23 protein-coding genes are annotated in these 22,872 nt (G+C 69.0%); 7 read left to right on the top strand and 16 right to left on the bottom strand.

What is annotated here, in order from left to right:
* Positions 1-40: 40 nt before the first annotated feature.
* The 3 genes from ybeY to miaB form a co-directional block, all read right to left on the bottom strand.
* Positions 41-499, bottom strand: a complete 459-nt coding sequence (gene ybeY, locus F3I62_RS08835; protein ID WP_160489280.1) for an rRNA maturation RNase YbeY — start codon at positions 497-499, stop codon at positions 41-43.
* Positions 492-1,499: a PhoH family protein gene (locus F3I62_RS08830; protein ID WP_160489279.1), complete on the bottom strand. Its 1,008-nt coding sequence runs from the start codon at positions 1,497-1,499 to the stop codon at positions 492-494. The genes ybeY and F3I62_RS08830 overlap by 8 nt, the downstream gene beginning before the upstream one ends.
* Before the next feature lie 97 nt (positions 1,500-1,596).
* Positions 1,597-2,925, bottom strand: coding sequence for a tRNA (N6-isopentenyl adenosine(37)-C2)-methylthiotransferase MiaB (gene miaB, locus F3I62_RS08825; protein WP_160489278.1), 1,329 nt, complete (start codon positions 2,923-2,925; stop codon positions 1,597-1,599).
* Between the two features lie 133 nt (positions 2,926-3,058).
* Between miaB and F3I62_RS08820 the strand changes: the two genes are divergently transcribed.
* Positions 3,059-3,382, top strand: a complete 324-nt coding sequence (locus F3I62_RS08820; RefSeq protein WP_160078470.1) for a DUF1820 family protein — start codon at positions 3,059-3,061, stop codon at positions 3,380-3,382.
* Between the two features lie 25 nt (positions 3,383-3,407).
* Here the strand turns inward: F3I62_RS08820 and F3I62_RS08815 are convergent, their stop codons facing one another.
* From F3I62_RS08815 to F3I62_RS08800, 4 genes are all read right to left on the bottom strand, one after another.
* A complete protein-coding gene (locus tag F3I62_RS08815) occupies positions 3,408-3,983 on the bottom strand; it encodes a tetratricopeptide repeat protein (RefSeq protein WP_160489277.1) in 576 nt (191 codons plus the stop codon).
* Between the two features lie 153 nt (positions 3,984-4,136).
* Positions 4,137-5,420: a glutamate-1-semialdehyde 2,1-aminomutase gene (hemL, locus tag F3I62_RS08810; RefSeq protein ID WP_160489276.1), complete on the bottom strand. Its 1,284-nt coding sequence runs from the start codon at positions 5,418-5,420 to the stop codon at positions 4,137-4,139.
* 19 nt (positions 5,421-5,439) lie between these two features.
* Positions 5,440-6,075 (bottom strand): thiamine phosphate synthase, encoded by a 636-nt coding sequence (gene thiE / locus F3I62_RS08805; protein WP_160489275.1) that lies wholly within the window; start codon positions 6,073-6,075, stop codon positions 5,440-5,442.
* A gap of 10 nt (positions 6,076-6,085) precedes the next feature.
* Positions 6,086-6,883, bottom strand: a complete 798-nt coding sequence (locus tag F3I62_RS08800) for a hydroxymethylpyrimidine/phosphomethylpyrimidine kinase (protein WP_160489274.1) — start codon at positions 6,881-6,883, stop codon at positions 6,086-6,088.
* 201 nt (positions 6,884-7,084) lie between these two features.
* On the opposite strand from F3I62_RS08800, the gene F3I62_RS08795 reads away from it, so the two are divergent.
* From F3I62_RS08795 to amn, 4 genes are all read left to right on the top strand, one after another.
* The gene (locus F3I62_RS08795) at positions 7,085-9,487 is read left to right on the top strand and encodes a hybrid sensor histidine kinase/response regulator (RefSeq protein WP_160489273.1); all 2,403 of its coding nucleotides are present in this window, start codon (positions 7,085-7,087) and stop codon (positions 9,485-9,487) included.
* Positions 9,488-9,594: 107 nt separating this feature from the next.
* Positions 9,595-10,230: a TetR/AcrR family transcriptional regulator gene (locus tag F3I62_RS08790; protein ID WP_160489272.1), complete on the top strand. Its 636-nt coding sequence runs from the start codon at positions 9,595-9,597 to the stop codon at positions 10,228-10,230.
* Between the two features lies 1 nt (position 10,231).
* Positions 10,232-11,881, top strand: coding sequence for an acyl-CoA dehydrogenase family protein (locus F3I62_RS08785; RefSeq protein WP_160489271.1), 1,650 nt, complete (start codon positions 10,232-10,234; stop codon positions 11,879-11,881).
* A 235-nt stretch (positions 11,882-12,116) separates the two neighbouring features.
* Positions 12,117-13,592 carry an AMP nucleosidase gene (gene amn / locus F3I62_RS08780; RefSeq protein ID WP_160489270.1) on the top strand — a complete coding sequence of 492 codons (1,476 nt, stop codon included), beginning with the start codon at positions 12,117-12,119 and terminating at the stop codon, positions 13,590-13,592.
* A 107-nt stretch (positions 13,593-13,699) separates the two neighbouring features.
* Here the strand turns inward: amn and F3I62_RS08775 are convergent, their stop codons facing one another.
* Both F3I62_RS08775 and F3I62_RS08770 read right to left on the bottom strand, forming a co-directional pair.
* Positions 13,700-14,143: a GNAT family N-acetyltransferase gene (locus F3I62_RS08775; protein WP_160489269.1), complete on the bottom strand. Its 444-nt coding sequence runs from the start codon at positions 14,141-14,143 to the stop codon at positions 13,700-13,702.
* Positions 14,144-14,199: 56 nt separating this feature from the next.
* Entirely contained in the window at positions 14,200-15,225 is a 1,026-nt protein-coding gene (locus tag F3I62_RS08770) for an NAD(P)-dependent alcohol dehydrogenase (protein WP_160489268.1), read from the bottom strand.
* A gap of 202 nt (positions 15,226-15,427) precedes the next feature.
* Between F3I62_RS08770 and F3I62_RS08765 the strand changes: the two genes are divergently transcribed.
* A complete protein-coding gene (locus F3I62_RS08765) occupies positions 15,428-15,997 on the top strand; it encodes a pseudouridine synthase (protein ID WP_160489470.1) in 570 nt (189 codons plus the stop codon).
* Between the two features lie 21 nt (positions 15,998-16,018).
* On the opposite strand, the gene F3I62_RS08760 is transcribed toward F3I62_RS08765, so the two are convergent.
* From F3I62_RS08760 to F3I62_RS08735, 6 genes are all read right to left on the bottom strand, one after another.
* A complete protein-coding gene (locus F3I62_RS08760) occupies positions 16,019-16,411 on the bottom strand; it encodes a globin (protein ID WP_160489267.1) in 393 nt (130 codons plus the stop codon).
* Between the two features lie 87 nt (positions 16,412-16,498).
* Positions 16,499-16,714 carry a DUF2788 domain-containing protein gene (locus tag F3I62_RS08755; protein WP_160078482.1) on the bottom strand — a complete coding sequence of 72 codons (216 nt, stop codon included), beginning with the start codon at positions 16,712-16,714 and terminating at the stop codon, positions 16,499-16,501.
* 96 nt (positions 16,715-16,810) lie between these two features.
* Positions 16,811-17,290, bottom strand: a complete 480-nt coding sequence (locus F3I62_RS08750; RefSeq protein WP_160489266.1) for an Lrp/AsnC family transcriptional regulator — start codon at positions 17,288-17,290, stop codon at positions 16,811-16,813.
* Between the two features lie 351 nt (positions 17,291-17,641).
* Positions 17,642-18,526: a cation diffusion facilitator family transporter gene (locus F3I62_RS08745; RefSeq protein ID WP_160489265.1), complete on the bottom strand. Its 885-nt coding sequence runs from the start codon at positions 18,524-18,526 to the stop codon at positions 17,642-17,644.
* Positions 18,523-19,029 (bottom strand): DinB family protein, encoded by a 507-nt coding sequence (locus tag F3I62_RS08740; RefSeq protein ID WP_160489264.1) that lies wholly within the window; start codon positions 19,027-19,029, stop codon positions 18,523-18,525. Before F3I62_RS08740 ends, F3I62_RS08745 begins: the two co-directional genes overlap by 4 nt.
* Positions 19,029-19,445, bottom strand: coding sequence for a polyribonucleotide nucleotidyltransferase (locus tag F3I62_RS08735; RefSeq protein ID WP_160489263.1), 417 nt, complete (start codon positions 19,443-19,445; stop codon positions 19,029-19,031). The genes F3I62_RS08740 and F3I62_RS08735 overlap by 1 nt, the downstream gene beginning before the upstream one ends.
* A 136-nt stretch (positions 19,446-19,581) precedes the next feature.
* Between F3I62_RS08735 and hrpB the strand changes: the two genes are divergently transcribed.
* Entirely contained in the window at positions 19,582-22,101 is a 2,520-nt protein-coding gene (gene hrpB, locus F3I62_RS08730; RefSeq protein WP_160489262.1) for an ATP-dependent helicase HrpB, read from the top strand.
* Positions 22,102-22,104: 3 nt separating this feature from the next.
* On the opposite strand, the gene F3I62_RS08725 is transcribed toward hrpB, so the two are convergent.
* Positions 22,105-22,845, bottom strand: a complete 741-nt coding sequence (locus tag F3I62_RS08725; RefSeq protein ID WP_160489261.1) for an ABC transporter substrate-binding protein — start codon at positions 22,843-22,845, stop codon at positions 22,105-22,107.
* Between the last annotated feature and the right edge of the window lie 27 nt (positions 22,846-22,872).

The following is a 22,872-nucleotide window of genomic DNA, read 5'->3' as shown; positions in this document are numbered from 1 at the left end:
AGGACCTTCTTCGTTGTTGGCAGTTAGCGGGTGTTGGCGGTTATTCGTCGGCGGCGTACGGGTCGGGGTGGCCCAGTTCGGCCAGCAATTGCCGTTCCAGGGCTTCCATTTCCTCGGCTTCCTCATCCTCGATGTGGTCGTAGCCGAGCAGGTGCAGACAGCCGTGGATCACCAGGTGCGCCCAGTGCGCCTCGCTGGCTTTGCCCTGTTCGGCGGCTTCGCGCTCGACCACCGGCACGCAGATCACCAGGTCGCCGAGCAGCGGGATATCCAGCAGGCCATCTGGCACATCGGCGGGGAAGGACAGCACGTTGGTGGCGTAGTCCTTGTGCCGCCAGGTGTGGTTCAGCTCGCGGCCTTCGCCTTCGTCGACCAAGCGGATGGTCAGCTCGGAGTCGGCCGTGCGCTGGCGCAGGGCCAGCTCGCACCAGCGGCGAAATTGCGCCTCGCTCGGCAGCGCCGTGGCGGCCGAGGCATTCTGCAGGTCGAGTTCAAGCATCGCGTGGGTTGTCCCGGTGCTCGATCTTGCTCGGCTGGCGCTCCTCGAAGCGCTCGTAGGCTTCGACGATGCGTTGCACCAGAGGGTGGCGCACCACGTCCTTGGGCTTGAAGTGGGTGAAGGTGATGCCGGGCACGTCGCGCAGCACTTCGATGACGTGGGCCAGGCCGGACTTGGTGCCGCGGGGCAGGTCGACCTGGGTGATGTCGCCGGTGATCACTGCGGTCGAGCCGAAACCGATACGGGTGAGGAACATCTTCATCTGCTCGAGGGTGGTGTTCTGACTCTCGTCGAGAATGATGAAGCTGTTGTTAAGGGTGCGGCCGCGCATGTAGGCCAGCGGGGCGATCTCGATCACCTGCTTCTCGATCAGCTTGGCCACCTGCTCGAAGCCGAGCATCTCGTAGAGGGCGTCGTACAGCGGGCGCAGGTAGGGGTCGATCTTCTGCGCCAGGTCGCCGGGGAGGAAGCCGAGCTTCTCGCCGGCCTCGACCGCCGGGCGTACCAGCAGGATGCGTCGCACCTGCTCGCGCTCCAGGGCATCGACCGCGCAGGCGACGGCCAGGTAAGTCTTGCCGGTACCGGCCGGGCCGACGCCGAAGTTGATGTCGTTGTCGAGGATCGACTTCACGTAGCGCTGCTGGTTGGCGCCGCGTGGCTTGATCACGCCCTTCTTGGTGCGCAGGGTGACGCCGCCGGTGTTGCGCGGGTCGCTGTTGAGTTCCTCGATGCCCGACTCCTGCAGGAACAGGTGCACCAGGTCCGGCGACAGCTCGGCACCCTTGGTCTCGCGGTACAGGCGGCGCAACAGGTTCTCGGCGGAGTGGGTATGGTGCGGCTCGCCGATCAGTTCGAATTGATTGCCGCGGTTGCGGATCTCGATGGCCAGGCGTTGTTCGATCAGGCGCAGGTGCTCGTCGAATTGCCCGCAGAGGTTGGCGAAGCGGCGTGCTTCGAAGGGTTCGAGGGTGAAACGATGCGGTTCTATGGGCGCGTTCAATGTGGTTTTTTGGCCGCCAGTCGGCAAGGATGATGGTCGAAGAATAACCCCGCGCGCCTCAGGGTGAAAGCCTGGACGCACGGAGACAGGGTAGCCATTAGTCGAGCAGGCTGCCGCGCAGGGAGTGGGGCAGGGCGTCGTCGATATGCACGTCGACGAACTGGCCGATCAGGCCCGGGTTGGCGCTGCGGAAGTTGACCACGCGGTTGCTCTCGGTGCGGCCCTGGAGCATGCCCGGGTCCTTCTTCGAGTAGTCGCTGACCAGGATGCGCTGCACGCTGCCGACCATCCGTCGGCTGTTCTCGAAGCCCTGTTGGCTGAGGCGGTGCTGGAGCAGGGCCAGGCGCTGCTTCTTCAGTTCCTCCGGGGTGTCGTCCGGCAGGTCGGCGGCCGGGGTGCCGGGGCGCGAGCTGTAGACGAAGGAGTAGGAGAAGTCGAAGCCGACCTCTTCGATCAGCTTCATGGTCTGCTCGAAGTCCTTCTCGGTCTCGCCGGGGAAGCCGACGATGAAGTCCGAGCTGATCAGGATGTCCGGCACTGCCGCCTTCAGCTTGCGGATGCGCGACTTGTATTCCAGGGCGGTGTGGTTGCGCTTCATCGCCGCGAGGATGCGGTCGGAGCCGGACTGCACCGGCAGGTGCAGGTGCTTGACCAGTTCCGGGATCTCGGCGTGGGCCTGGATCAGCGCGTCGGAGAACTCCAGCGGGTGGCTGGTGGTGTAGCGAATGCGCTCGATGCCGTCGATGGCGGCCACCAGGTAGAGCAGTTCGGCGAAGTCGGCGATGCTGCCGTCGCGGGTCAGGCCGCGGTAGCCGTTGACGTTCTGCCCGAGCAGGGTGACTTCCTTCACGCCGTGTTCGGCGAGGTGGATGATCTCGGCCAGCACGTCGTCCAGCGGGCGGCTGACTTCTTCGCCGCGGGTGTAGGGCACCACGCAGAAGGTGCAGTACTTGCTGCAGCCTTCCATGATCGAGACGAAGGCGCTGGGGCCGTCGATGCGCGGCTCGGGCAGGCGGTCGAATTTCTCGATCTCGGGGAAGCTGATGTCGACCTGGGCAGTCTTGGTACTGCGCGCGGCGTCGATCATTTCCGGCAGGCGGTGCAGGGTCTGCGGGCCGAAGACCACGTCGACATAGGGCGCGCGGTCGCGGATGGCGGCGCCTTCCTGGCTGGCCACGCAGCCGCCGACGCCGATCACCAGGTTGGGGTTTTCCAGCTTCAGCTCGCGCCAGCGGCCCAGCTGGGAAAATACCCGGTCCTGGGCTTTTTCGCGGATCGAGCAGGTATTGAGGAGGATCACGTCGGCTTCCGCCGGGTTCTCCGTGACTTCCAGGGCCTGGTGTTCGCCCAGCAGATCGACCATGCGCGAGCTGTCGTACTCGTTCATCTGGCAACCGTGGGTTTCGATATAGAGCTTCTTGGCCATGGGGTCTTCGTCGCGGGTGGTTCGATTGAACCGCGCATTATAGGGCGCGCACGGCGTGCTTCCTAGGCTTGCCTGTCCGGTGGCTATGCTATGCTTTGCACCCCCTTTTATTCCCGGTGTTTCCCCGTCGTCCATGAGCAAGCGTGAACCGATCTACAAGGTGATTTTCCTCAACCAGGGCCAGGTGTACGAGATGTACGCCAAGCAGATCTATCAAAGCGATCTGTGGGGCTTCCTGGAGGTGGAGGAGTTCGTCTTCGGCGAGCGCACCCAGGTGGTGGTCGACCCCAGCGAGGAAAAGCTCAAGGCGCAGTTCGACGGCGTGGTGCGCAGCTTCGTGCCGATGCACGCGATCATTCGCATCGACGAGGTCGAGCGCCTGGGTACGCCGAAGATCAGCGAGGCCAAGGGCAGCGGCAACGTCATGCCGTTCCCCATGCCGATGCCGGACAAGTAGTGCGGCGTGGCCGCCGGCGGCACTATTATTGGCTGGGCTGGCTGGGCTGGCTGGGCTGGCTCGGCGTGAAGGCCGGTGTGCTGTCGAGGTTCTGCAGCTCCAGCAGGTAGTTGCGGAAGATCTGCCCGAGCACCTGGCTGGCCACTTGCAATTCTTCGCGGTTCATCTGCGCGGCGACCTGGTCGGCACTGTCCATGGCCTCGTCCGAGCCGTTGATCGCGGCCATCTTCAGCACGATATAGGCCTGCACGTTGTTGGCCGGCACCCCTTCGCCACGGAAGAACATGCTGCCCAGGCGCAGCTGGGCCTGGGCGTTACCCCGCAGCGAGGCCTGCTCGAACCAGTGCAGAGCCTGCGCCAGGTCGCGCGGTGCGCGCGTGCCGTCGTAATGAAATTCGCCCAGTTCGTACTGCGCGGCCGCATCGCCCTGCTGGGCAGCCTGCTGGCAGGCGGCGAGGGCTTGCGGTAGGTCTTCCGGGGCGGTGTTCAGCGAGCAGCGGCCGAGCGCGGGGATCAGCAAGGCGTCGCCTTCCGCATGGGCCGGCAGGGATGGGAGAAGCAACAGGCAGCCCAGGAACAGGGTGCGGCCGGTGCATTTCATGGAAATTACAGTGCCTCGCGAAACCGACGGGCTCCAAGCCCGGCCGGCGGAACGCGCCGGCCGTCACATTATGTGATAAGCCGGTACGCCGTTACAAAGTCTTTGCTGGCCTTTCTGCAGCTAAAGGCGGCGGGGTTGCCCCGCCGCCGGCCGTCACTTGAGTGCGGCGAAGGCGCGCTCGGCGGCGTCCAGGGTCAGTTGCAGCTCGGTTTCGCCGTGGGCGATCGAGGTGAAGCCGGCCTCGAAGGCGCTCGGGGCCAGGTACACGCCGCCTTCCAGCATCAGGTGGAAGAAGCGCTTGAAGCGCTCTGCATCGCTGGCCATCACGTCGTCGAAGGTGACGATGTCGTCGGCGCCGCTGAAGTACAGGCCGAACATGCCGCCCGCCTGGGTGGTGACGAACGGGATGCCGGCGGCATCGGCGCGATCCTGCAGGCCTTGCAGCATGCGGCTGGTGTAGTCGCTCAGCTCGGCGTGGAAGCCCGGGCGGCTGATCAGGCGCAGGGTGGTCAGGCCGGCGGCCATGGCCAGCGGGTTGCCCGACAGGGTGCCGGCCTGGTAGACCGGACCGAGCGGGGCGATGCACTCCATGATCGCGCGCTTGCCGCCGAAGCAGCCGACCGGCATGCCGCCGCCGATGATCTTGCCGAAGGTCGACAGGTCCGGGGTGACGCCGTAGTAAGCCTGGGCGCCGCCGAGGGCGACGCGGAAGCCGGTCATCACCTCGTCGAAGATCAGCACCACGCCGTGCTGGTCGCACTGCGCGCGCAGGCCTTCGAGGAAGCCCGGAGCCGGCGGCACGCAGTTCATGTTGCCGGCCACCGGCTCGACGATGATGCAGGCCACGGTCGAGCCGGCTTCGCTGAGCATCTGTTCGACGGCCTTGAGGTCGTTGAACGGCAGGGTCAGGGTGTGCTTGGCAAAATCCGCCGGCACGCCCGCCGAGCTGGGCACGCCCTGGGTCAGCAGGCCGGAACCGGCCTTGACCAGCAGGCTGTCGGAATGGCCGTGGTAGCAGCCTTCGAACTTGATGATGTTGTCGCGCCCGGTGTAGCCGCGGGCCAGGCGGATGGCGCTCATGGTCGCCTCGGTGCCGGAGCTGACCATGCGCACCATCTCCATCGACGGCACGATGCCGCACACCAGGTCGGCCATCTCGGTTTCCATGGCGGTCGGCGCGCCGTAGGACAGGCCATGCTGCAGCTGCTGGCGTACCGCGTCGAGCACCTGCGGGTGGCTGTGGCCGAGGATCATCGGGCCCCAGGAGCCGACGTAGTCGACGTAGCGCCGGTCGTCTTCGTCGGTGACGTAGGCGCCTTCGGCGTGCTTGAAGAACAGCGGGGTGCCGCCGACGCTGCGGAAGGCGCGCACCGGCGAGTTGACGCCGCCGGGGATGTGTTTCTGCGCGTTGTTGAAGAGGATTTCCGAACGGGACATGGCAGGGCTCTCGTGAAGATTAAACGGTGGCGAACAGCGCGCTGAAGGCGCGTGCCCGCTGCTCCACCTCGGCGGTGGAGGGGGCGGAAAACAGGGCGTGGACCACGGCCAGCAGGCTGGCGCCCTGGGCGATCAGCGCGGGCGCGCTGTCCAGGGTGATGCCGCCGATAGCGGTGATCGGCAGGCTGAAACGCTGGCGGGCCGCGCTCAGCAATTCGGGCGTGGCGGCCGGCGCGCCGGGCTTGGTGCTGGAATTGAAGAAGCGGCCGAAGGCGATGTAGCTGGCGCCTTCGGCGACGGCCTGCTCGGCCAGTTCCAGCTGGGCGTGGCAGGTGGCGCCGATGATCGCCTGGCGGCCGAGCAGGGCGCGGGCGGCGGCCAGCGAACCGTCGCCCTGACCCAGGTGCAGGCCGACGCCCAGGCGCGCGGCCAGCTCGGCGTCGTCGTTGATGATCAGCTCGGCGCCGTAGCGGGCGCACAGCTCGCGCAGGGCCTCGGCCTCGCGCAGGCGGCGGGCGTCGTCGCTGGACTTGTCGCGGTACTGCAGCAGGCGGGCGCCACCCTTCAGGGCCGCCTCGACATAGGGCAGCAGGCGGCCGTCGGCCAGCAGCTGGCTGTCGGTGATGGCATACAGCCCGCGCAGCGGCGCGCTCATGAACGGCGGCTCATAGGGCGAAGTCCAGCGGCAGGCGGCGCGGCACGAACTGGCCGTGGCCCGGTTGCTCGGCGTCGCGCAGGGTGCGCCAGGTGTAGTCGAGGGCCGAGCGCACGGCGCTGACCACTTCCTCGCCGAGGGCCAGGCGCCCGGCCAGGGTGCTGGCCAGGGTGCAGCCGGAGCCGTGGTAGCTGCCGGGCAGGCGCGCGCAGGTGAAGTCGTGACGGCTGCCGTCGCGCCCGTACAGGCGGTTGTGTACTTCGCTCTCGTCGCCATGGCCGCCGGTGATCAGCAGGTGCCGGCAGAACGGCAGCAGCTTCTCGGCGCACTGGTCGGCCGTGCCGTCCGGCAGTTCGGCGAGGATGCGCGCTTCCGGCAGGTTCGGCGTGGCGATGGCGGCGATCGGCAGCAGGCGTTCGCGCATGGCATAGCCGACATCGTCCTTGCCCAGCGAGCCGCCACCGCCGGCGCGCAACACCGGGTCGCAGACCAGCGGGATGCCCGGCAGCCGCTGCATGATCTCGACCACGGTGTCGACCATCTGCACCGAGCCGAGCATGCCCAGCTTGACGGCGGCCACCGGCAGGTCGGCGATGATCGCGTGGGCCTGGGCCAGCACCCATTCGCGGTCGAGCACGCGGAAGTCGGAGACGTTGACCGTGTCCTGCACCGTCAGCGCGGTGACGGCAGGAGCGGCGTGGCAACCCTGAGCGAGCAGGGCTTCGATGTCCGCCTGCAGGCCGGCACCACCACTGGGGTCGTGGCCGGACAGACAGAGGACGACGGGGCGGGAGTTATGTCTGTTCATGGCGCGCGAGCTTACCACCAAACCCGGGCTCCCGGCCCCTGGCATCGCCCCGGAGGCGCATAAGCGACCGCCGCGGTAGCAACCTGACTTCTCAGTTATGTATGCGGGCTGCTAGAGTGCGGCACACTCAATCATCGTGTGCCTGGGAGGCGCCTGCGGGCCGGCTGGCCTGGGCGTCGTCGCGGGCTCTGGCGGAGCGGCATGCGCTGCATTTTCCTCTGGCTCCTATGCCTGCTGCCGGCCCTGGCCGGCGCTGTCGAGTTCGACGAAGACACCCGGCGCCTGCCGCTCGGTGCGGTGATGCACGTGTTCGAGGATGTGCGCGGCGACGCGAGCATCGCCCAGATCAGCTCGCCGGCCCTGCAGGGCAGCTTTCGCCAGCACGAGCAGGCGGTGCTCAATGCCGGCTACTCGCGCTCGGTGTTCTGGTTGCGCCTGGACCTGCAGTACCGGCCGCGCCAGCCCGGCAAGGCGCAGCCCTGGTACCTGGAACTGGCCTACCCGCCGCTCGATCACCTGGAGCTCTACGTGCCCGATGGCGCCGCCGGCTATCGCCTGGCCCAGCGCACCGGTGACGCCCTGCCGTTCGCCAGCCGGCAGATCAAGCAGAACAACTACCTGTTCGCCCTCGACCTGCCGCCGGGGCAGCCCCAGCGCCTCTACCTGCGCCTGGAAAGCCAGGGCTCGATGCAGGCGCCACTGACCCTGTGGTCGCCGCAGGCTTACCTGGAAGAACAGCCCAAGCGCATCTACGTGCTCGGCATCATCTACGGCGTGCTGCTGGTGATGCTGATCTACAACCTGTTCATCTTCTTGAGCGTCAGGGATACCAGCTACCTCTATTACATCTTCTACATCGCTTCCTTCGGCCTCTACCAGGTCTCGGTCAACGGCGCCGGCATCGAGTACTTCTGGCCGAACAACCCCTGGTGGGCGAACGCCGCCACGCCGTTCCTGATCGGCTCGGCGGCGCTGTTCGGCTGCCAGTTCGCGCGCAGCTTCCTGCATACCGCCGAGCACAGCCCCTGGGTCGACCGCGCCCTGCTGCTGATGATGGCCTGCGGCGCCCTGGTCATGACCCTGGCCCTCACCGCCAGCTACGGCCTGGCCCTGCGCATGGCGACCTACCTGGCGCTGGGCTTCACCGTGGTGATCTTCAGCGCCGCGATTCTCGCCTGGGTGCGCGGCATGCGCGTGGCGCGCTACTTCATCTTCGCCTGGAGTGCCTTCCTCCTCGGCGGCCTGGTCAACACCCTGATGGTGCTGGGCTACCTGCCCAACCTGTTCCTCACCATGTATGCCAGCCAGATCGGCTCGGCGCTGGAGGTCGGCCTGTTGTCCCTGGCCCTGGCCGACCGCATCAATGCGATGAAGGAAGAGCGCGCGCGCATCCTCCAGGAGGCCGGCCGCGAGCTGGAAGCCCTCAACCGCGAGCTGGCCACCAGCAACCGGTTGAAGGACGAATTCCTCGCCACCGTGACCCACGAGCTGCGCACGCCGATGAACGGGGTGATCGGCTCGCTGGAGCTGATGCAGACCCTCAAGCTGGACGTGGAACTGGAGCAGTACCAGAAGACCGCCGCCAGCTCGGCGCGCGACATGATGCACATGGTCAACGACATCCTCGCCCTCACCGAACTGCAGGCCGGCAAGCTCTACCCGCGGCGCGAGCCGTTCAGCCTGCGCGGACTGTTCGACGGCCTGCGCGCGCAGTACTCGCCGCGTGCCATGGAGAAGGGCCTGGGGTTCCTCGTCGAGCTGGACGACAGCCTGCCCGACACCCTGGAGGGCGATGCCGGCAAGCTGGCGCAGAGCCTTGGCTACCTGCTCGACAACGCGATCAAGTTCACCCACCAGGGCGGCGTGACCCTGCGCGTCGCCGCGGCCGGGCCGCTGGCGGCGTGCATGCCGCTGCGCATCGAGGTGATCGACAGCGGCATCGGCTTCACCACGCCGAGCGAAGGCAACCTGTACCAGCGCTTCCTCCAGCTGGACGGCTCGATGACCCGCCAGTACGGCGGGCTGGGCATCGGCCTGGCGATCTGCCGCAAGCTGGTCGAACTGCTCGGCGGCAGCCTGCAGCACCGCTCGTTGCCGGGCCAGGGCAGCGTCTTCGAGCTGAACCTGCAGCTCAACCTGCCGGTGCAGAGCCACGAGCAGGCCGCCACGCGCCGGCGTAGCGGCGGCCAGCCCCTGCGCCGCCCGGAGCAGTGCACGGTGCTGGTGGTCGAGGACAATGCGATCAACCAGCTGGTCACCCGCGGCATGCTGCTCAAGCTCGGCTACCGCGTGCGCACCGCCGACAACGGCGTCGAGGCGCTGGAGCACCTGCGCAGCGAGGCGGTCGACGCGGTGCTGCTCGACTGCCAGATGCCGGTGATGGACGGTTTCGCCACCTGCCGCGCGCTACGCGCCCTGCCGGGCTGCGCCGAGCTGCCGGTGCTGGCGATCACCGCCCACAGCCACAGCGGCGACCGCGAGCGCTGCCTGGCCGCCGGCATGAGCGACTACCTGGCCAAGCCGGTGAAGTTCGTCGAGCTGCAGACCCTGCTGCACGACTGGGTGCTGTGCCGGGCGCGGGTGGATGCGCCGCCGGTCGCCTGAACGGCGCGCAGCAGGATTTTCCGGCGCATTTTTGGCCGGAATACCACCTTCTTCCAAGATCTGAATCGTGATTCACTGAACTGAATTCATGAACAAGGATTCAGCTCATGACCTATCGAGTGACCGCGGCCCGCCTCGACCGTGACCAGGCAATGCGCGAGCGCATCCTCGCCTGCGCCCTGGCGCGGGTCAGCGAAGGCGGCTTCGCCGCATTGACCATGCAGGCCCTGGCCGCCGATGCCGGGGTGGCCACCGGCAGCCTGTACCGCCACTTCAGCGGCAAGGGCGAGCTGGCCGCGGAAGTCTTCAGCAATGCCTGCCGGATCGAGGTCGAGGTGCTCGGCGAGATCCTCCGCGGCCCCGGCACGCCGCCCCAGCGCCTGGCCGCCGGCCTCGAGCAGTTCGCCGCCCGCGCCTGGCACAGCCGGCGCCTGGCCTTCGCCCTGATCGCCGAGCCGGTCGACCCGGAAGTCGACGAACAGCGCCTGTTGTTCCGCGAGGCCTATGCCGAGCTGTTCATCGAGCTGCTCGACGAGGGCGTGCGCCGCGGCGAGTTCCGCGTGGCGCAGCTCGGCCTCAGCGCCGCCTGCCTGGTCGGCGCCATCGCCGAAGCCCTGGTCGGCCCACTCTCGCCACCGGCCCGCGCCGCCCGTGCGGCCGGCCTGCCGACCCTGGAGCTGGCCAGCGTCAGCCAATCCCTGATCACCTTCTGCCTGCGCGCCGTCGGCGCCCCGGAGTCCTGAGATGTCCCTGCAGCAGTTCGCCGAAACCCACGAAGTGTTCAATCAGGTGCCGCCCCTGGATGGCGCCAACCTCTATCGCGTCGACCTGCCCCTGCAGGAGTGGGTCCGCCGCTTCGGTGGCGGCTGGGCCGAGGACCGCCTGGATGCCTACGGCGCCCTGGCCGGCGGGCCGCTGATGGCGGCCGGCTTCCTGGCCAACGAGAACAAGCCGGTGTTCAAGAGCCACGACCGCTACGGCAACCGCATCGACCTGGTGGAATTCCACCCGAGCTACCACGAGCTGATGCGCACGGCGATCGAACACGGCCTGCCTTCGCTGCCCTGGACCGACCCGCGTGAGGGCGCCCAGGTGGCGCGCGCCGGGCTGACCTACCTGCACAGCCAGGCCGAAGCCGCCAGCGGCTGCCCGCTGACCATGACCTTCGCCGCGGTGCCGGCGCTCAAGCTGCAGCCGGACCTGGCGGCGCTCTGGCTGCCGAAGATCCTCGCCACCCAGTACGACCCGCGCAACGTGCCGATGGAGCAGAAGGCCGGCGTCACCATCGGCATGGCGATGACCGAGAAGCAGGGCGGCACCGACGTGCGCGCCAACACCACCCGCGCCCATGCCGTGGGGGCCGGTGGCCCGGGCCAGGCCTACGAGCTGGTGGGGCACAAGTGGTTCTGCTCGGCGCCGATGTGCGATGCCTTCCTCACCCTGGCCTACACCGACAAGGGCCTGACCTGCTTCCTGCTGCCGCGCCACCGCCCGGACGGCACGCGCAACCAGTTCTACGTGCAACGGCTGAAGAACAAGCTGGGCAACTGGGCCAACGCTTCCAGCGAGGTGGAGTTCCGTGGCGCCCTGGCCTGGATGGTCGGCGAGGAAGGCCGCGGCGTGCCGACCATCATCGAGATGGTGGCGCTGACCCGCTTCGACTGCATGGTCGGCTCCAGCAGCCTGATGCGCCAGGCCCTGAGCCAGGCCGCGCACCACTGCGCCTACCGCCAGGTCGGCGGCCGCGTGCTGGCCGAGCAGCCGCTGATGCAGAACGTACTGGCCGACCTGGCCCTGGAAAGCGAGGCGGCGCTGGCCCTGACCCTGCGCATGGGCCGCGCCCTGGATCGCCCGCACGACGAGCAGGAGCAGAAGTTCGCCCGCCTGGTCACCGCCATCGGCAAGTACTGGATCTGCAAGCGCGCGCCGGCGATGATCAACGAGGCCGCCGAATGCATGGGCGGCGCCGGCTACGTCGAGGACACCATCCTGCCGCGGCTGTACCGCGAGGCGCCGGTCAACTCCACCTGGGAGGGCTCGGGCAACGTGCAGTGCCTGGACGTGCTGCGCGCGCTGTCCAAGGAGCCGGGCGTGCTCGACGCGCTGTTCGCCGAACTCGGCGACGGCCACGGCGATGCCCGCCTCAAGGCGCATATCCAGCAGCTGCAGGCGGCCTTCCGCGACACCGGCGATATCCAGTACCGCGCCCGCCAGCTGACCGAGGACGTGGCCGTCGCCCTGCAGGCCAAGCTGCTGCTGGAGGCCGGCAATGCCACGGTGAGCGACGCCTTCATCGCCAGCCGCCTGGGCGGCGGCGGGCGGGTCTACGGCACCCTGCCGCGCGGCGTGGATGTCGCGGCGCTGGTCGCGCGCAGCACGCCGCACCCGGTCTAGGCGCTGTTCGCGACCCTTTCGGCTCGCGCAATGCCAGCCGCCAGGTTGCCGCTTCGCTTGGGCGCCTTCGCGTAGGGGGCGCCGCGCGCACCGGGGCCATTGGCGGGCTTTTCGCTGCGCGGACGATCCGCGAGCGGTTCTAGGCGGGACCGCCGCCGCAAGCATCGTCCGGCTGGCGGGCGGTGGCGGCGAAGGCGCAAGATAGGGCGGTATTTCCAGTCAGGAAGCTGCCCCCGTGACCGCTATTTCGCCCGCCGGATTCGTCATCGTCGCCACCGCCGAGGAGGCCGTCGAGCGCCTCGCGGCCCTGCACCGCCAGGCCACCGAGGCGCTGAGCCAGGCGCTGAAGAACTACCTCAAGGAACGCACCCAGCCCAGCGCCAGCCAGCGCGCCCTGTTCCGCTACCCGGAGCTGCGCCTGACCTATCACTGCCAGGGCGAGGTGCCGAGCACCGTGCGTGCCTACGCCAAGGTGCAGCTGCCCGGCACCTATCGGGTCAGCGTGACCCACCCGGATGCGTTTCGCGGCTACCTGCTCGATCAGCTGCGCCCGCTGATGGACGACTTCACCGTTACCGTCGAGGTCGGCCTCAGCCAGCAGAACATTCCCTATCCCTATGTGGTCGAGCAGGGCGACGAACTGGCCGGCTCCGGGGTGAGCGCCGCCGAGCTGGCGCGGGTGTTTCCCAGCACCGACCTGTCCGCCGCCACCGACTCGGTGGCCGACGGCCTGTTCGACTGGGGCGACAGCAGCGACCTGCCGCTGGCGCTGTTCGACGCCGCGCGCACCGACTTCTCCCTCAAGCGCATCCAGCACTACACCGGCAGCGACTGGCGCCACGTGCAGCCGTGGATCCTGCTGACCAACTACCACCGCTATGTCGACCAGTTCATCCGCCATGGCCTGGAGCGCCTGCGCGACGACCCGCGCTTCGTGCGCATGGTGCTGCCGGGCAACGTGATCATCGAGCGCGGCACCAGCGAGGACGACGCCCAGGCGGTGGCCGACGCGGTGGTCTGGCACCGTTACCAGATGCCGGCCTATCACCTGATCGCCGCCGACGGCCACGGCATCACCCTGGTCAACATCGGCGTCGGCCCGTCCAACGCGAAGAACATCACCGACCACCTGGCCGTGCTGCGCCCGCACTGCTGGCTGATGATCGGCCACTGCGGCGGCCTGCGTCAGTCGCAGACCATCGGCGACTACGTGCTGGCCCACGCCTATATGCGCAGGGACGGAATACTCGACCGCGTGCTGCCGCCGCACATCCCCATCCCGGCTCTGGCCGAGGTGCAGCAGGCCTTGCAGGAAGCGGCCGCGACGGTCACCGGCGAGCGCGGCGAGACCCTGAAGAAGCGCCTGCGCACCGGCACCGTGCTGACCTACGACGACCGCAACTGGGAGCTGCACTGGGCCCACGAGCGGCCGCTGATCAACCTGGCCCGCGCGGTGGCGGTGGACATGGAAAGCGGCACCGTCGCCGCCCAGGGCTACCGCCTGCGCGTGCCCTACGGCACCCTGCTGTGCGTGTCGGACAAGCCGCTGCACAGCGAGATGAAGCTGCCCGGCTCGGCCAGCGGCTTCTACCAGCGTGCGGTCAGTCAGCACCTGTCGATCGGCATCGCCGCCCTCGACCTGCTGCGCTGCCAGCTCGACTCGCTGCACTCGCGCAAGCTGAGGAGCTTCGACGAACCGCCGTTCCGCTAAGAACCTGTTCAAAGGCGCCGTGGCGAACCTGCCGTAGGGGGCGCCGTGCGCACCACGGGGGCCATGGGAGGTTTCTGGTGCGCGCGGCGCACCCTACGGTTTAGGCCTCAGTCGTCCAGGCGCAGATGCAGCAGCGGAAACGGCTTGTCGGCGCCGTCCAGCGGCGAGCGGCCGATCTGCCGGAAGCCCTGGCTGAGGTAGAAGGCCAGGGCCCGGGGGTTCTGTTCGTTGACGTCGACCAGGCGCGCGCCGCGCTGTTCGATGGCGTGGCGCAGCAGCGCCTTGCCGATGCCGCGGCCATGCACCTGCGGGTCGACGAAGAGCATCTCCACCCGGTCTTCGGCTGTGCCCAGGTAGCCGAGTACGCGGCCGTAGGCGTCGCGCAGGCAGTCCAGGCGCACCAGGTGGAAGTACTGCTCGCACAGCATGCGCTTGTAGAACTGGATGTCGTCCTCGCCGAGGAAGTCATGGGTGGCGCGCACCGCCGCCTCCCACACCGCCAGCAGGCGGGGCAGGTCGGCGGCGGTAGGCGTGTCGATGTGTTGGGGCATGGTCGGCTGGCGTGGCTGAACGTCGGGCCGAGCATGCCGCCAAACAGCCCCCTTTGTCATCGGCTGGCGTCCAGAACCACGCGGTAGCGCGCCTTGCCCGCGCGCAGGTGGTCGATGGCGGCATTCACCTGGCTCATCGGGAAGTGCTCGACCTGCGGCAGGATCTGGTGGCGGGCGCAGAATTCGAGCATGGTCGCCATGCTCGCCGGCGAGCCGACCGGCGAGCCGGACAGGCTGCGCTGGCGCGGGATCAGGTTGAACACGTGCACCGGGATCGCGCTCGGCACGATGCCGACGAAGTGCAGGCGGCCCTTGCCGCCCAGGGTGCCGATCAGCGCATTCCAGTCCAGGTCGGCGCTGGCGGTGACTAGCAGGAAGTCCAGGCTGCCGGCAATGGCCTTGAGCGCGGCGCTGTCGGTGGACGCCACCACCTTGTGCGCGCCCAGACGCTTGGCTTCTTCCTGCTTGTTCAGCGAGGAGGTGAAGGCGGTGACCTCGCAGCCCCAGGCATTGAGAAAGCGCAGGGCCAGGTGGCCGAGGCCGCCGATGCCGACCACGCCGACCCGGTCGGTGGGCTTGACGTCGAATTCCAGCAGCGGGGCGAACACCGTGGAGCCGGCGCAGAACAGCGGGCCGACCAGCGCCGGGTCGAGCCCGTCCGGCAGCGGGATGGTCCAGGCCCAATGGGCGCGCAGGCGATCGGCGAAGCCGCCGTGGCTGCCGACTATGGTCGGCTGCACCTTGCCACACAGCTGGTGCGAGCCTTCCATGCACGAGCCGCAGTGCATGCAGCTGCCCTTGTACCAGCCGATGCCGACCCGCTGGCCGAGCTTGAGGCCGCGCGCCTGCTCGCCCAGGCGGACGATGGTGCCGACCACTTCATGGCCGGGGATGAAGGGGTAGCGGGCATTGCCCCACTCGTTGTCGATCATCGACTGGTCGGAGTGGCAGATGCCGCAGTATTCCACGGCCACCTCGACTTCCTCGGCGCCCAGCGGGCCCGGATCGTACTGGTGGCGTTCGAGGGGCGCGCCGGCGGCGGTGGCGGCCCAGCCGGTGAAGCTGGCGAGTTCGCTGTTCATGGGGAATCCTTCGGACAGATAAGGCGACCCGAGCAGCTTAGTCGTTGTCGGCGTCCGGCGGGTGGTCCATCAGCCGGGCTGATGATGCGGGCTACGCCTCGGGTAAACTGGCGCTCTTTTTCCTCCGCCTGGAATCCGCATGCCGCGTCCAACCCGTCCCCACAGCCCGCCGCGCCCCGCCGGCAAACCGGCCCCGCGGCGGGTGGCCAAGGCGCCGCCGGCCGCGCCGCGCCTGCTGATGCTGAACAAGCCGTTCGACGTGCTGACCCAGTTCAACGACGAGCAGGGCCGCGCCACCCTCAAGGATTTCGTTGCGGTGCCCGGCGTCTACCCGGCCGGGCGCCTGGACCGCGACAGCGAAGGCCTGCTGCTGCTGACCAACGATGGCCGCCTGCAGGCGCAGATCGCCGACCCCCGGCACAAGCTGGCCAAGACCTACTGGGTGCAGGTGGAGGGCGAGCCGAGCGAGGAACAGTTGCGCCAGTTGTGCGAGGGCGTGCAGCTCAACGACGGGCCGACCCTGCCGGCCGAGGCGCGCCGGCTGGAGGAGCCGCAACTGTGGGAGCGCCACCCGCCGGTGCGCTTTCGCAAGAGCGTGCCGACGGCCTGGCTGGAGCTGGTGATTCGCGAGGGGCGCAACCGCCAGGTGCGGCGCATGACGGCCGCCGTGGGCCTGCCGACCCTGCGCCTGGTGCGCGTGCGCATCGGCCCCTGGAGCCTGGAGGGGCTGGAGCCGGGACAGTGGCGCGAATTGCCGCCCCGGCTGGACTGAGCGGCGCTGGGAAAACGCGGCTCAGTAGCCGGACTTGATCACGCCGATGCCCTTGTTCAGCACCTCGCGCCAGGCGCTGCGGATGCTTTCGCTGAACTGGCCGTCGTGGGCGGCGATGGTCATCAGCAGGGCGTCCAGCCACAGGTCGTAGAGTTCCGGGCGGATGTCCAGGCGGCCGCGCGCATGGCTTTCGCCGAGGGCGCGCAGCTTGGTGTCGGGCATGCCGCGGGCGTACATCACCAGGTTGAGGATGCCCTGGCGCAGCAGCTGCTTCTGGGCCGGCATGTCGGTGTTGGTGAACTTGTCGCGCACCTGCGGCGAGCTGGCGAGGAAGTGGCGATAGAAATCGTCGAAGAAGGTGGCGCTGGCGCAGCAACGTCCATAACTCTGCATGACCAGATCGGTGGCTTTCATTGAAACTCCTGAACAGCGAATAACGACGGCGCCGCAGCCGGGGGCTGCGGTCAGCGCGCTCAATAGTGGGGGGCTGCGCGGGGCGGACTACTCGATGCCCCGGGCCACCTCGATGATGTAGGTGATCACCGGTTTGGCGGCAAAGCCGAACAGACACAGGCCGAGGCCGAGAAACAGCACGGCGGTGCCCAGGCGGCCGGCCTTGGACTTCTTCGCCAGGTCCCAGATGATGAAGGCCATGAACACCATCAGCCCGCCAACCAGGACGTACATCATCAGGGCTTCGAACTCTTCGGTTTCCACGGCGACCTCTTCGGCAATGGCTGGGATAGACAGCGGGCGGCGATTATACGCGCCTGCGGCCGAGCTGGCAGCAGACCTTGGTCGGCCCCGTGCGCGTCACTCGCGCAGGTGCTCGAGCGGCAGCTCGGTGCTGGCCAGTACCTGATCGAGGACGAAGCTGGAGCGCACGCTGGTCACACCCTCGATGCGGGTCAGCTGGCCGAGGAGGAATTTCTGGTAGTGGTCCATGTCCGGCACCACCACCTTGAGCTGGTAGTCGGCGTCCATCCCGGTTACCAGGCTGCATTCGAGCACCTCCGGGCACTGGCGGATCACCGCCTGGAAGTGTTCGAAGCGTTCCGGGGTGTGGCGGTCCATGCCGATCAGGACGAAGGCGGTGAGGCTCAGGCCGAGCTTCTTGCGATCGAGCAGGGCCACCTGGCGGACGATATAGCCGTCGTCTTCCAGTTGCTTGACCCGCCGCGAGCAGGGCGAGGGCGACAGGCCGATGCGCTCGGCCAGCTCCTGGTTGGAGATGCGCGCGTCGCGCTGCAATTCGGCGAGGATGCGCAGGTCGTAGCGGTCGAGCTTGTTCATTCCATGGCTTCCTTGTTGTCAAATTGCGCCTATCACTCTATCAGTGAGTGAAAATTGCGCAAGTAATGCTTTTGTGAGCAATATTCGCAATCCTTGGTCGCGCCCTGAGCGTTAAGCTTCTCCCCAGTTTCATGGCCCGGACGTTGATGTCCACCCGCGGCGCCCAATCAGGTGCCGCGGCGCCGGCGGTCCTACCGGATCGCGCAGGCTCCCGGGTCCGCACCGCCCAACCAGGCGGGCGAGGAAAGCTGCGCCACCAGCGCGAGTGCCGGACAAGAAAAAGGGGAGGCCATGGGCCTCCCCTTTTTCTTGCCTGCAATTTGCCGGCGCCGGGTTCGCGCAGGCGCGGTGTCAGCGCTTGACCACATCCAGCGGGTCGGCGTGCACCAGCACCTCGGCCTGGGCGAATTCGCCGCGGATGGCGTTTTCCACCTGCTCGCACAGTTCATGGGCCTGCTGCAGGCTGAGTTCGCCGGGAATCTCCACGTGCAGCTGGACGAACCAGTGCATGCCGGAGCGGCGGGTGCGCAGGTCGTGGGCGCCGATCACGCCGTCCACGCCGCAGGCGAGCAGGAGCATGCGCTCGCTGAGCTCGGTGGCCAGCTCCTGGTCCATCAGCACGGCGCAGGCCTCGCGGGCGATGCCCACGGCGCTCCACAGGATGAAGAAGGCGATGGCGATGCCGAACAGCGCGTCTACCTGGGTCCAGCCGAAGCTGGCCAGCACCAGGGCCAGCAGGATGCTGCCGTTGAGCAGCAGGTCCGAGCGGTAGTGCAGGGAGTCGGCGCGGATCGCCGTGGAGCCGGTGATCCGCACCACGCGGTGCTGGAAGGCCAGCAGGGCGGCGGTCAGCAGCAGCGAGACGAGCATCACCAGCACGCCGAGGGTCGGCGTGCTGAGTGGCTGCGGGTTGAGGAAGCGCTCGACCCCGTGCACCCCGACCAGCCCCGCGCTGAGGCCGATGAACAGCGCCTGGCCCAGCCCGGCCAGGGCCTCGGCCTTGCCGTGGCCGTAGCGGTGGTCGGCATCGGCCGGACGCAGGGCGTAGTTCACCGCGAGCAGGTTGAGCAGCGAGGCGGCGCCGTCCAGCAGCGAGTCGGTCAGGCCGGCGAGCAGGCTGACCGAGCCGCTCAGCCACCAGGCGACGGCCTTGGCCAGGGCCAGGATCAGGGCCACCGCCAGCGCGGTAGAGGTGGCCAGGCGCAGCAGGCGGGCGTGTTGCGGGTCGATTCTCATGGCAGCTCGGGCAGGGCGTAGAGGTAATCCAGCACGGGAGCCGGCTGGCCCATGGCGGTCAGCGCGGCGCTGATCTGTCCGCGGTGGTGGGTGCCGTGGTTGACCAGGTGCGTGATGATGTCCGTCAGCGGGCGCAGCTGCTGTTCGCCGGCCAGGTTGCGGTAGGCGATGGGGGCCAGCAGGTCGGCGTCCTCCAGGTCGTGGAGCAGGTCGTGCCAGCCGGCGACGCCGATCTCCAGGTAGTTTTCCAGGGCGCCGAGTTCGCTGGCCACTTCGACATCCAGGCGGTCGAACGGATGCACCTCGAAGCGGGCGCGGGCCAGCCACAGGCGGTCGGCCACCGCCAGGTGGTTGAGGGTGCCGTGGATGCTGCCGAAGAACAGCCCGCAGGGCGCGCGGTACTGCTCCTCGCTGAGGCCCGCCAGTTGTCCGCAGAGGCGGGCGTAGGCCCAGCCGTGATAGGCCAGCAGGCGTTGCAGATGATTGGCGAGCACGTTGTGCATCAGGCCTCCGGACGCAGGCCGTAGGCGGCCAGTTGGGCGCTGCTGCCACTGTGCTGGATCAGGCGCGGGTCGTCGAGGGGCAGGTCCTGGCCGGTCTCGCGCAGGATGATGGCCTTGAGCTTGGCCTGATCAATCTGGCCGTCGGCGCCGATGGCGTCCTGCAGTTGCTCGGGAGCCACCGAGTACTGGCCGGCCGGCAGGTAGATGGCGCCGGTGGCGAAGTCGATGCCGAAGGCGATCAGCCCGGGGATCACGTAGAACAGCAGGCCGATGGCGTTGAGGCCGGCCACCAGCGGGTCGATGCGGCCTTCGATCTGGCCGCGCCGATCGGGAAAGAAAATGCTGCCACAGGCGGTCAGCTGGCTGAACAGGCTGGCGACCAGAACGCCACCGATGACACGGGAACTCAAGCGCATACGCACCTCCAGAAAATCAGCCGGCACTATACCAAGCCCGCCATTGCAGTTGGATGGCCCCTTTGCAGACCACGCCAGGCAGTGCTCGGTTCAGTGGCCGGCTCCTCTATAATCGGCGCCTTGCTTCGGAGCCGCGATGACCCCCTTACCCATTGATGCCGTACTGCCGGCCCTGCGCGCCGCCCTGGCCGAACGCCACGAGGCCGTGCTGGAGGCGCCGCCGGGCGCCGGCAAGACCACCCGCGTGCCGCTGGCCCTGCTCGCCGAGCCCTGGCTGGCCGGGCAGCGCATCCTCATGCTCGAACCGCGGCGGCTGGCGGCACGTGCCGCCGCCGAGCGGCTGGCCAGCGAACTGGGCGAGCCGGTCGGCGAAACGGTCGGCTACCGCATCCGCCTGGAGAGCAAGGTCGGCCCGCGCACGCGCATCGAGGTGGTGACCGAAGGAATCCTCGCCCGCCGCCTGCAGGACGACCCGGCGCTGGACGGCGTCGGCCTGGTGATCTTCGACGAATTCCACGAGCGCAGCCTGGACGCCGACCTGGCCCTGGCGCTGTGCCTCAACGGCCGCGAGCTGCTGCGCGAGGAGCCGCCGCTGAAGGTGCTGCTGATGTCGGCCACCCTGGAGGGCGAGCGCCTGTCGCGCCTGCTCGGCGAGGCGCCGGTGGTGTCCAGTGCGGGGCGCATGTACCCGGTGGACATCCGCTGGGGTAGCCCGTTCCAGCCCGGCGAGTGGCTGGAACCGCGGGTGGTGCAGACGGTGCTGCAGGCGCTGGCCGACGAGCCGGGCAGCCTGCTGCTGTTCCTTCCCGGCCAGGCCGAGATCCGCCGGGTGCATGAGCAGCTGGCCGAGGCCCTCAGCGGGCGCGGCGAGATCCTGCTCTGCCCGCTGCACGGCGAGCTGGACCTGGCCGCCCAGCGCGCGGCCATCGAGGCGGCGCCGGCGGGCAAGCGCAAGGTGGTGCTGGCGACCAATATCGCCGAGACCAGCCTGACCATCGACGGCGTGCGCGTGGTGGTCGATGCCGGCCTGGCGCGGGTGCCGCGCTTCGACCCGGCCAGCGGCATGACCCGCCTGGACACCCAGCGCATCTCCCGCGCCAGCGCCACCCAGCGCGCCGGTCGCGCCGGGCGCCTCGAACCGGGGGTGTGTTATCGCCTGTGGTCGCAGGCCCAGCACGAGCAGTTGGCCGCCTACGGCAACGCGGAAATCCTCGCGGCCGACCTGGCCGGGCTGGCCCTGCAGCTGGCGCGCTGGGGCGTCGAGCCGCACGAGCTGGCCTGGCTCGACATGCCGCCGGCCGCGCCCTTTGCCCAGGCCCGCGACCTGCTGACCCGCCTCGGCGCCCTCGACGAACGCGGCGTGCTCACCACCCATGGCCAGGCCATGGCCGAACTGCCGGCCCATCCGCGCATCGCCCATCTGCTGCTGCGCGGCCAGGCCCTGGGCCTCGGCACGCTGGCCTGCGACCTGGCCGCGCTGCTCGGCGAGCGCGACATCCTGCGCGGCGCCGGCGCCGACCTGCACAGCCGCATCGCCCTGCTCAGCGGTGCGGAGCAGGCCCAGCGCGGCGCTAAAGGTGGGGTACAACGGGCGCGCCAGCTGGCCCGCCAGTTCCGTGGCTACCTGCGCGGCCCGGCGCGTGAGGCCGTGGCCGATCCCGAGCACCCGCGCTGGCTCGGCTGCCTGCTGGCCTTCGCCTACCCCGACCGGGTCGCCCGCCAGCGCCGCGCCGGGGGCGGCGACTATCGCCTGGCCAACGGCCGCGCCGCCCAGTTCGGCGAACCGGATGCGCTGATGAAACACGAGTGGCTGGTGATCGCCGACCTCGGCAGTCGCCAGGGCCAGCGCGAGGAGCGCATCTACCTGGCGGCCGACCTCGACCCGGTGCTGTTCGACACGGTGCTGGCCGAGCAGGTCAGCAGCCGCGAGGAGCTGGAGTGGGACGAGCGCGAGGGCGTGCTGCGCGCCGAGCGCCAGCGCAAGGTCGGCGAGCTGGTGCTCAGCCGCGAGCCGCTGCAGCAGCTCGACGAGGCGGCGCGCGCCCGCGCCCTGCTCGGCCTGGTGCGGCGCAAGGGCCTGGAGCTGCTGCCATGGACGGCCGAACTGCGCCAGTGGCAGGCGCGGGTGGCGCTGCTGCGCCGCCTCGACCTGGCCGAGAAGCCGGACAGCGACTGGCCGGACGTCAGCGATGCGGCCTTGCTGGCGAGCCTGGAGGACTGGTTGCTGCCCTACCTGGGCAAGGTCAGCCGGCTCAGCCACTTCGCCAGCCTGGACCTGCCCGGCATTCTCGCCGGCCTGCTGCCCTGGCCGCTGCCGCAGCGCCTGGACGAACTGGCGCCGCGCAGCCTGACGGTGCCGTCCGGCTCGCGGATCGCCATCGACTACGGCGAGGAGCCGCCGGTGCTGGCGGTGCGCCTGCAGGAGCTGTTCGGCCTGGCCGCCACGCCGCGCATCGGCGGCGGGCGCCTGGGGCTCAAGCTGCACCTGCTGTCGCCGGCGCGCCGCCCGGTGCAGGTGACCCAGGACCTGGCCAGCTTCTGGGCCAATACCTACGGCGAGGTGAAGAAGGACCTCAAGGGCCGCTACCCCAAGCACTACTGGCCGGACGACCCGTTGATCGCCGAGCCGACCGCGCGGGCCAAGCCGCGCAAGTGACGGCTACTGCAGGTCGAGGTCGGCGCCGGCGGCCTGCAGTTCCTCGTAGGCGCGGTCCAGGCTCTCCAGCAGCTCGGCGCTGCCGACGCTGTGGCGCGAGGCGATCAGGCGCAGCTGCAGGTGCTGCAGCACGGTGAAGGGCAGCGGCGCGATGCCCAGCTCCTTGCGCGCCTGTTCCACCGGACTCTGGTAGTCGATGAGGAAGTCGCCGCGCTTGCGCAGAAGCATTTCCAGGGCGGCCGAGTGGGTGCTGGTGCGGTGGGTGGTCAGGCCCAGGCTGGGGTCGCCGAGCATGTCGTTGACCTGCTTCCAGTAGCTGTAGCCGCTGATCAGGATGATCCCGCGCCCGGCCAGGTCGCCGGGGATCTGCGGCGGCGGGGTGTCCTGGCGGTAGTACAGGGCCAGGTTGATCTCGCCGAAGTGATTGCGCGCCTCCAGGGTGTGGCCGGCCAGCTCGCTCTTGCCGCCGGCGCCGGGCCACAGCTGCACGCTGCCGTCCTGCAGGCCGGCATACAGGCGCGCGCCGGGCAGCGAGCGGTAGACGCCGCGGTAGCCGGCATGGCGCAGCAGGCGTTCGGTCAGGGCCAGCACGCTGCCGCGCGGCTGGCTGTCGCGGCCGGTCCAGGAGTAGGGGGGGAATTCGTAATAGCCTACGGTTACCGGGCGTAGGGTTTCGCCGGTTTGTGCCTGCGCGAAGGCGCAGCAGAGGAAGCTCAGCAGAACAACTAAAAGCGATCTTGGCATTGTCTAGTTCGCGGCTCTGCGGCCGTC

The organism is Pseudomonas sp. R-28-1W-6, from assembly GCF_009799925.1.
GTDB lineage: Bacteria > Pseudomonadota > Gammaproteobacteria > Pseudomonadales > Pseudomonadaceae > Aquipseudomonas.
Note: the sequence above shows the minus strand (reverse complement) of the source record. Positions and strands in the feature narration are given on the sequence as shown.

Coding starts and splice junctions, on each gene's coding strand:
- ybeY (WP_160489280.1), bottom strand. CDS start 499: ATGCTTGAACTCGACCTGCAGAATGCCTCGGCCGCCACGGCGCTGCCG.
- miaB (WP_160489278.1), bottom strand. CDS start 2,925: ATGGCCAAGAAGCTCTATATCGAAACCCACGGTTGCCAGATGAACGAG.
- F3I62_RS08820 (WP_160078470.1), top strand. CDS start 3,059: ATGAGCAAGCGTGAACCGATCTACAAGGTGATTTTCCTCAACCAGGGC.
- F3I62_RS08815 (WP_160489277.1), bottom strand. CDS start 3,983: ATGAAATGCACCGGCCGCACCCTGTTCCTGGGCTGCCTGTTGCTTCTC.
- hemL (WP_160489276.1), bottom strand. CDS start 5,420: ATGTCCCGTTCGGAAATCCTCTTCAACAACGCGCAGAAACACATCCCC.
- thiE (WP_160489275.1), bottom strand. CDS start 6,075: ATGAGCGCGCCGCTGCGCGGGCTGTATGCCATCACCGACAGCCAGCTG.
- F3I62_RS08800 (WP_160489274.1), bottom strand. CDS start 6,883: ATGAACAGACATAACTCCCGCCCCGTCGTCCTCTGTCTGTCCGGCCAC.
- F3I62_RS08795 (WP_160489273.1), top strand. CDS start 7,085: ATGCGCTGCATTTTCCTCTGGCTCCTATGCCTGCTGCCGGCCCTGGCC.
- F3I62_RS08790 (WP_160489272.1), top strand. CDS start 9,595: ATGACCTATCGAGTGACCGCGGCCCGCCTCGACCGTGACCAGGCAATG.
- F3I62_RS08785 (WP_160489271.1), top strand. CDS start 10,232: ATGTCCCTGCAGCAGTTCGCCGAAACCCACGAAGTGTTCAATCAGGTG.
- F3I62_RS08775 (WP_160489269.1), bottom strand. CDS start 14,143: ATGCCCCAACACATCGACACGCCTACCGCCGCCGACCTGCCCCGCCTG.
- F3I62_RS08770 (WP_160489268.1), bottom strand. CDS start 15,225: ATGAACAGCGAACTCGCCAGCTTCACCGGCTGGGCCGCCACCGCCGCC.
- F3I62_RS08760 (WP_160489267.1), bottom strand. CDS start 16,411: ATGAAAGCCACCGATCTGGTCATGCAGAGTTATGGACGTTGCTGCGCC.
- F3I62_RS08750 (WP_160489266.1), bottom strand. CDS start 17,290: ATGAACAAGCTCGACCGCTACGACCTGCGCATCCTCGCCGAATTGCAG.
- F3I62_RS08745 (WP_160489265.1), bottom strand. CDS start 18,526: ATGAGAATCGACCCGCAACACGCCCGCCTGCTGCGCCTGGCCACCTCT.
- F3I62_RS08740 (WP_160489264.1), bottom strand. CDS start 19,029: ATGCACAACGTGCTCGCCAATCATCTGCAACGCCTGCTGGCCTATCAC.
- F3I62_RS08735 (WP_160489263.1), bottom strand. CDS start 19,445: ATGCGCTTGAGTTCCCGTGTCATCGGTGGCGTTCTGGTCGCCAGCCTG.
- hrpB (WP_160489262.1), top strand. CDS start 19,582: ATGACCCCCTTACCCATTGATGCCGTACTGCCGGCCCTGCGCGCCGCC.
- F3I62_RS08725 (WP_160489261.1), bottom strand. CDS start 22,845: ATGCCAAGATCGCTTTTAGTTGTTCTGCTGAGCTTCCTCTGCTGCGCC.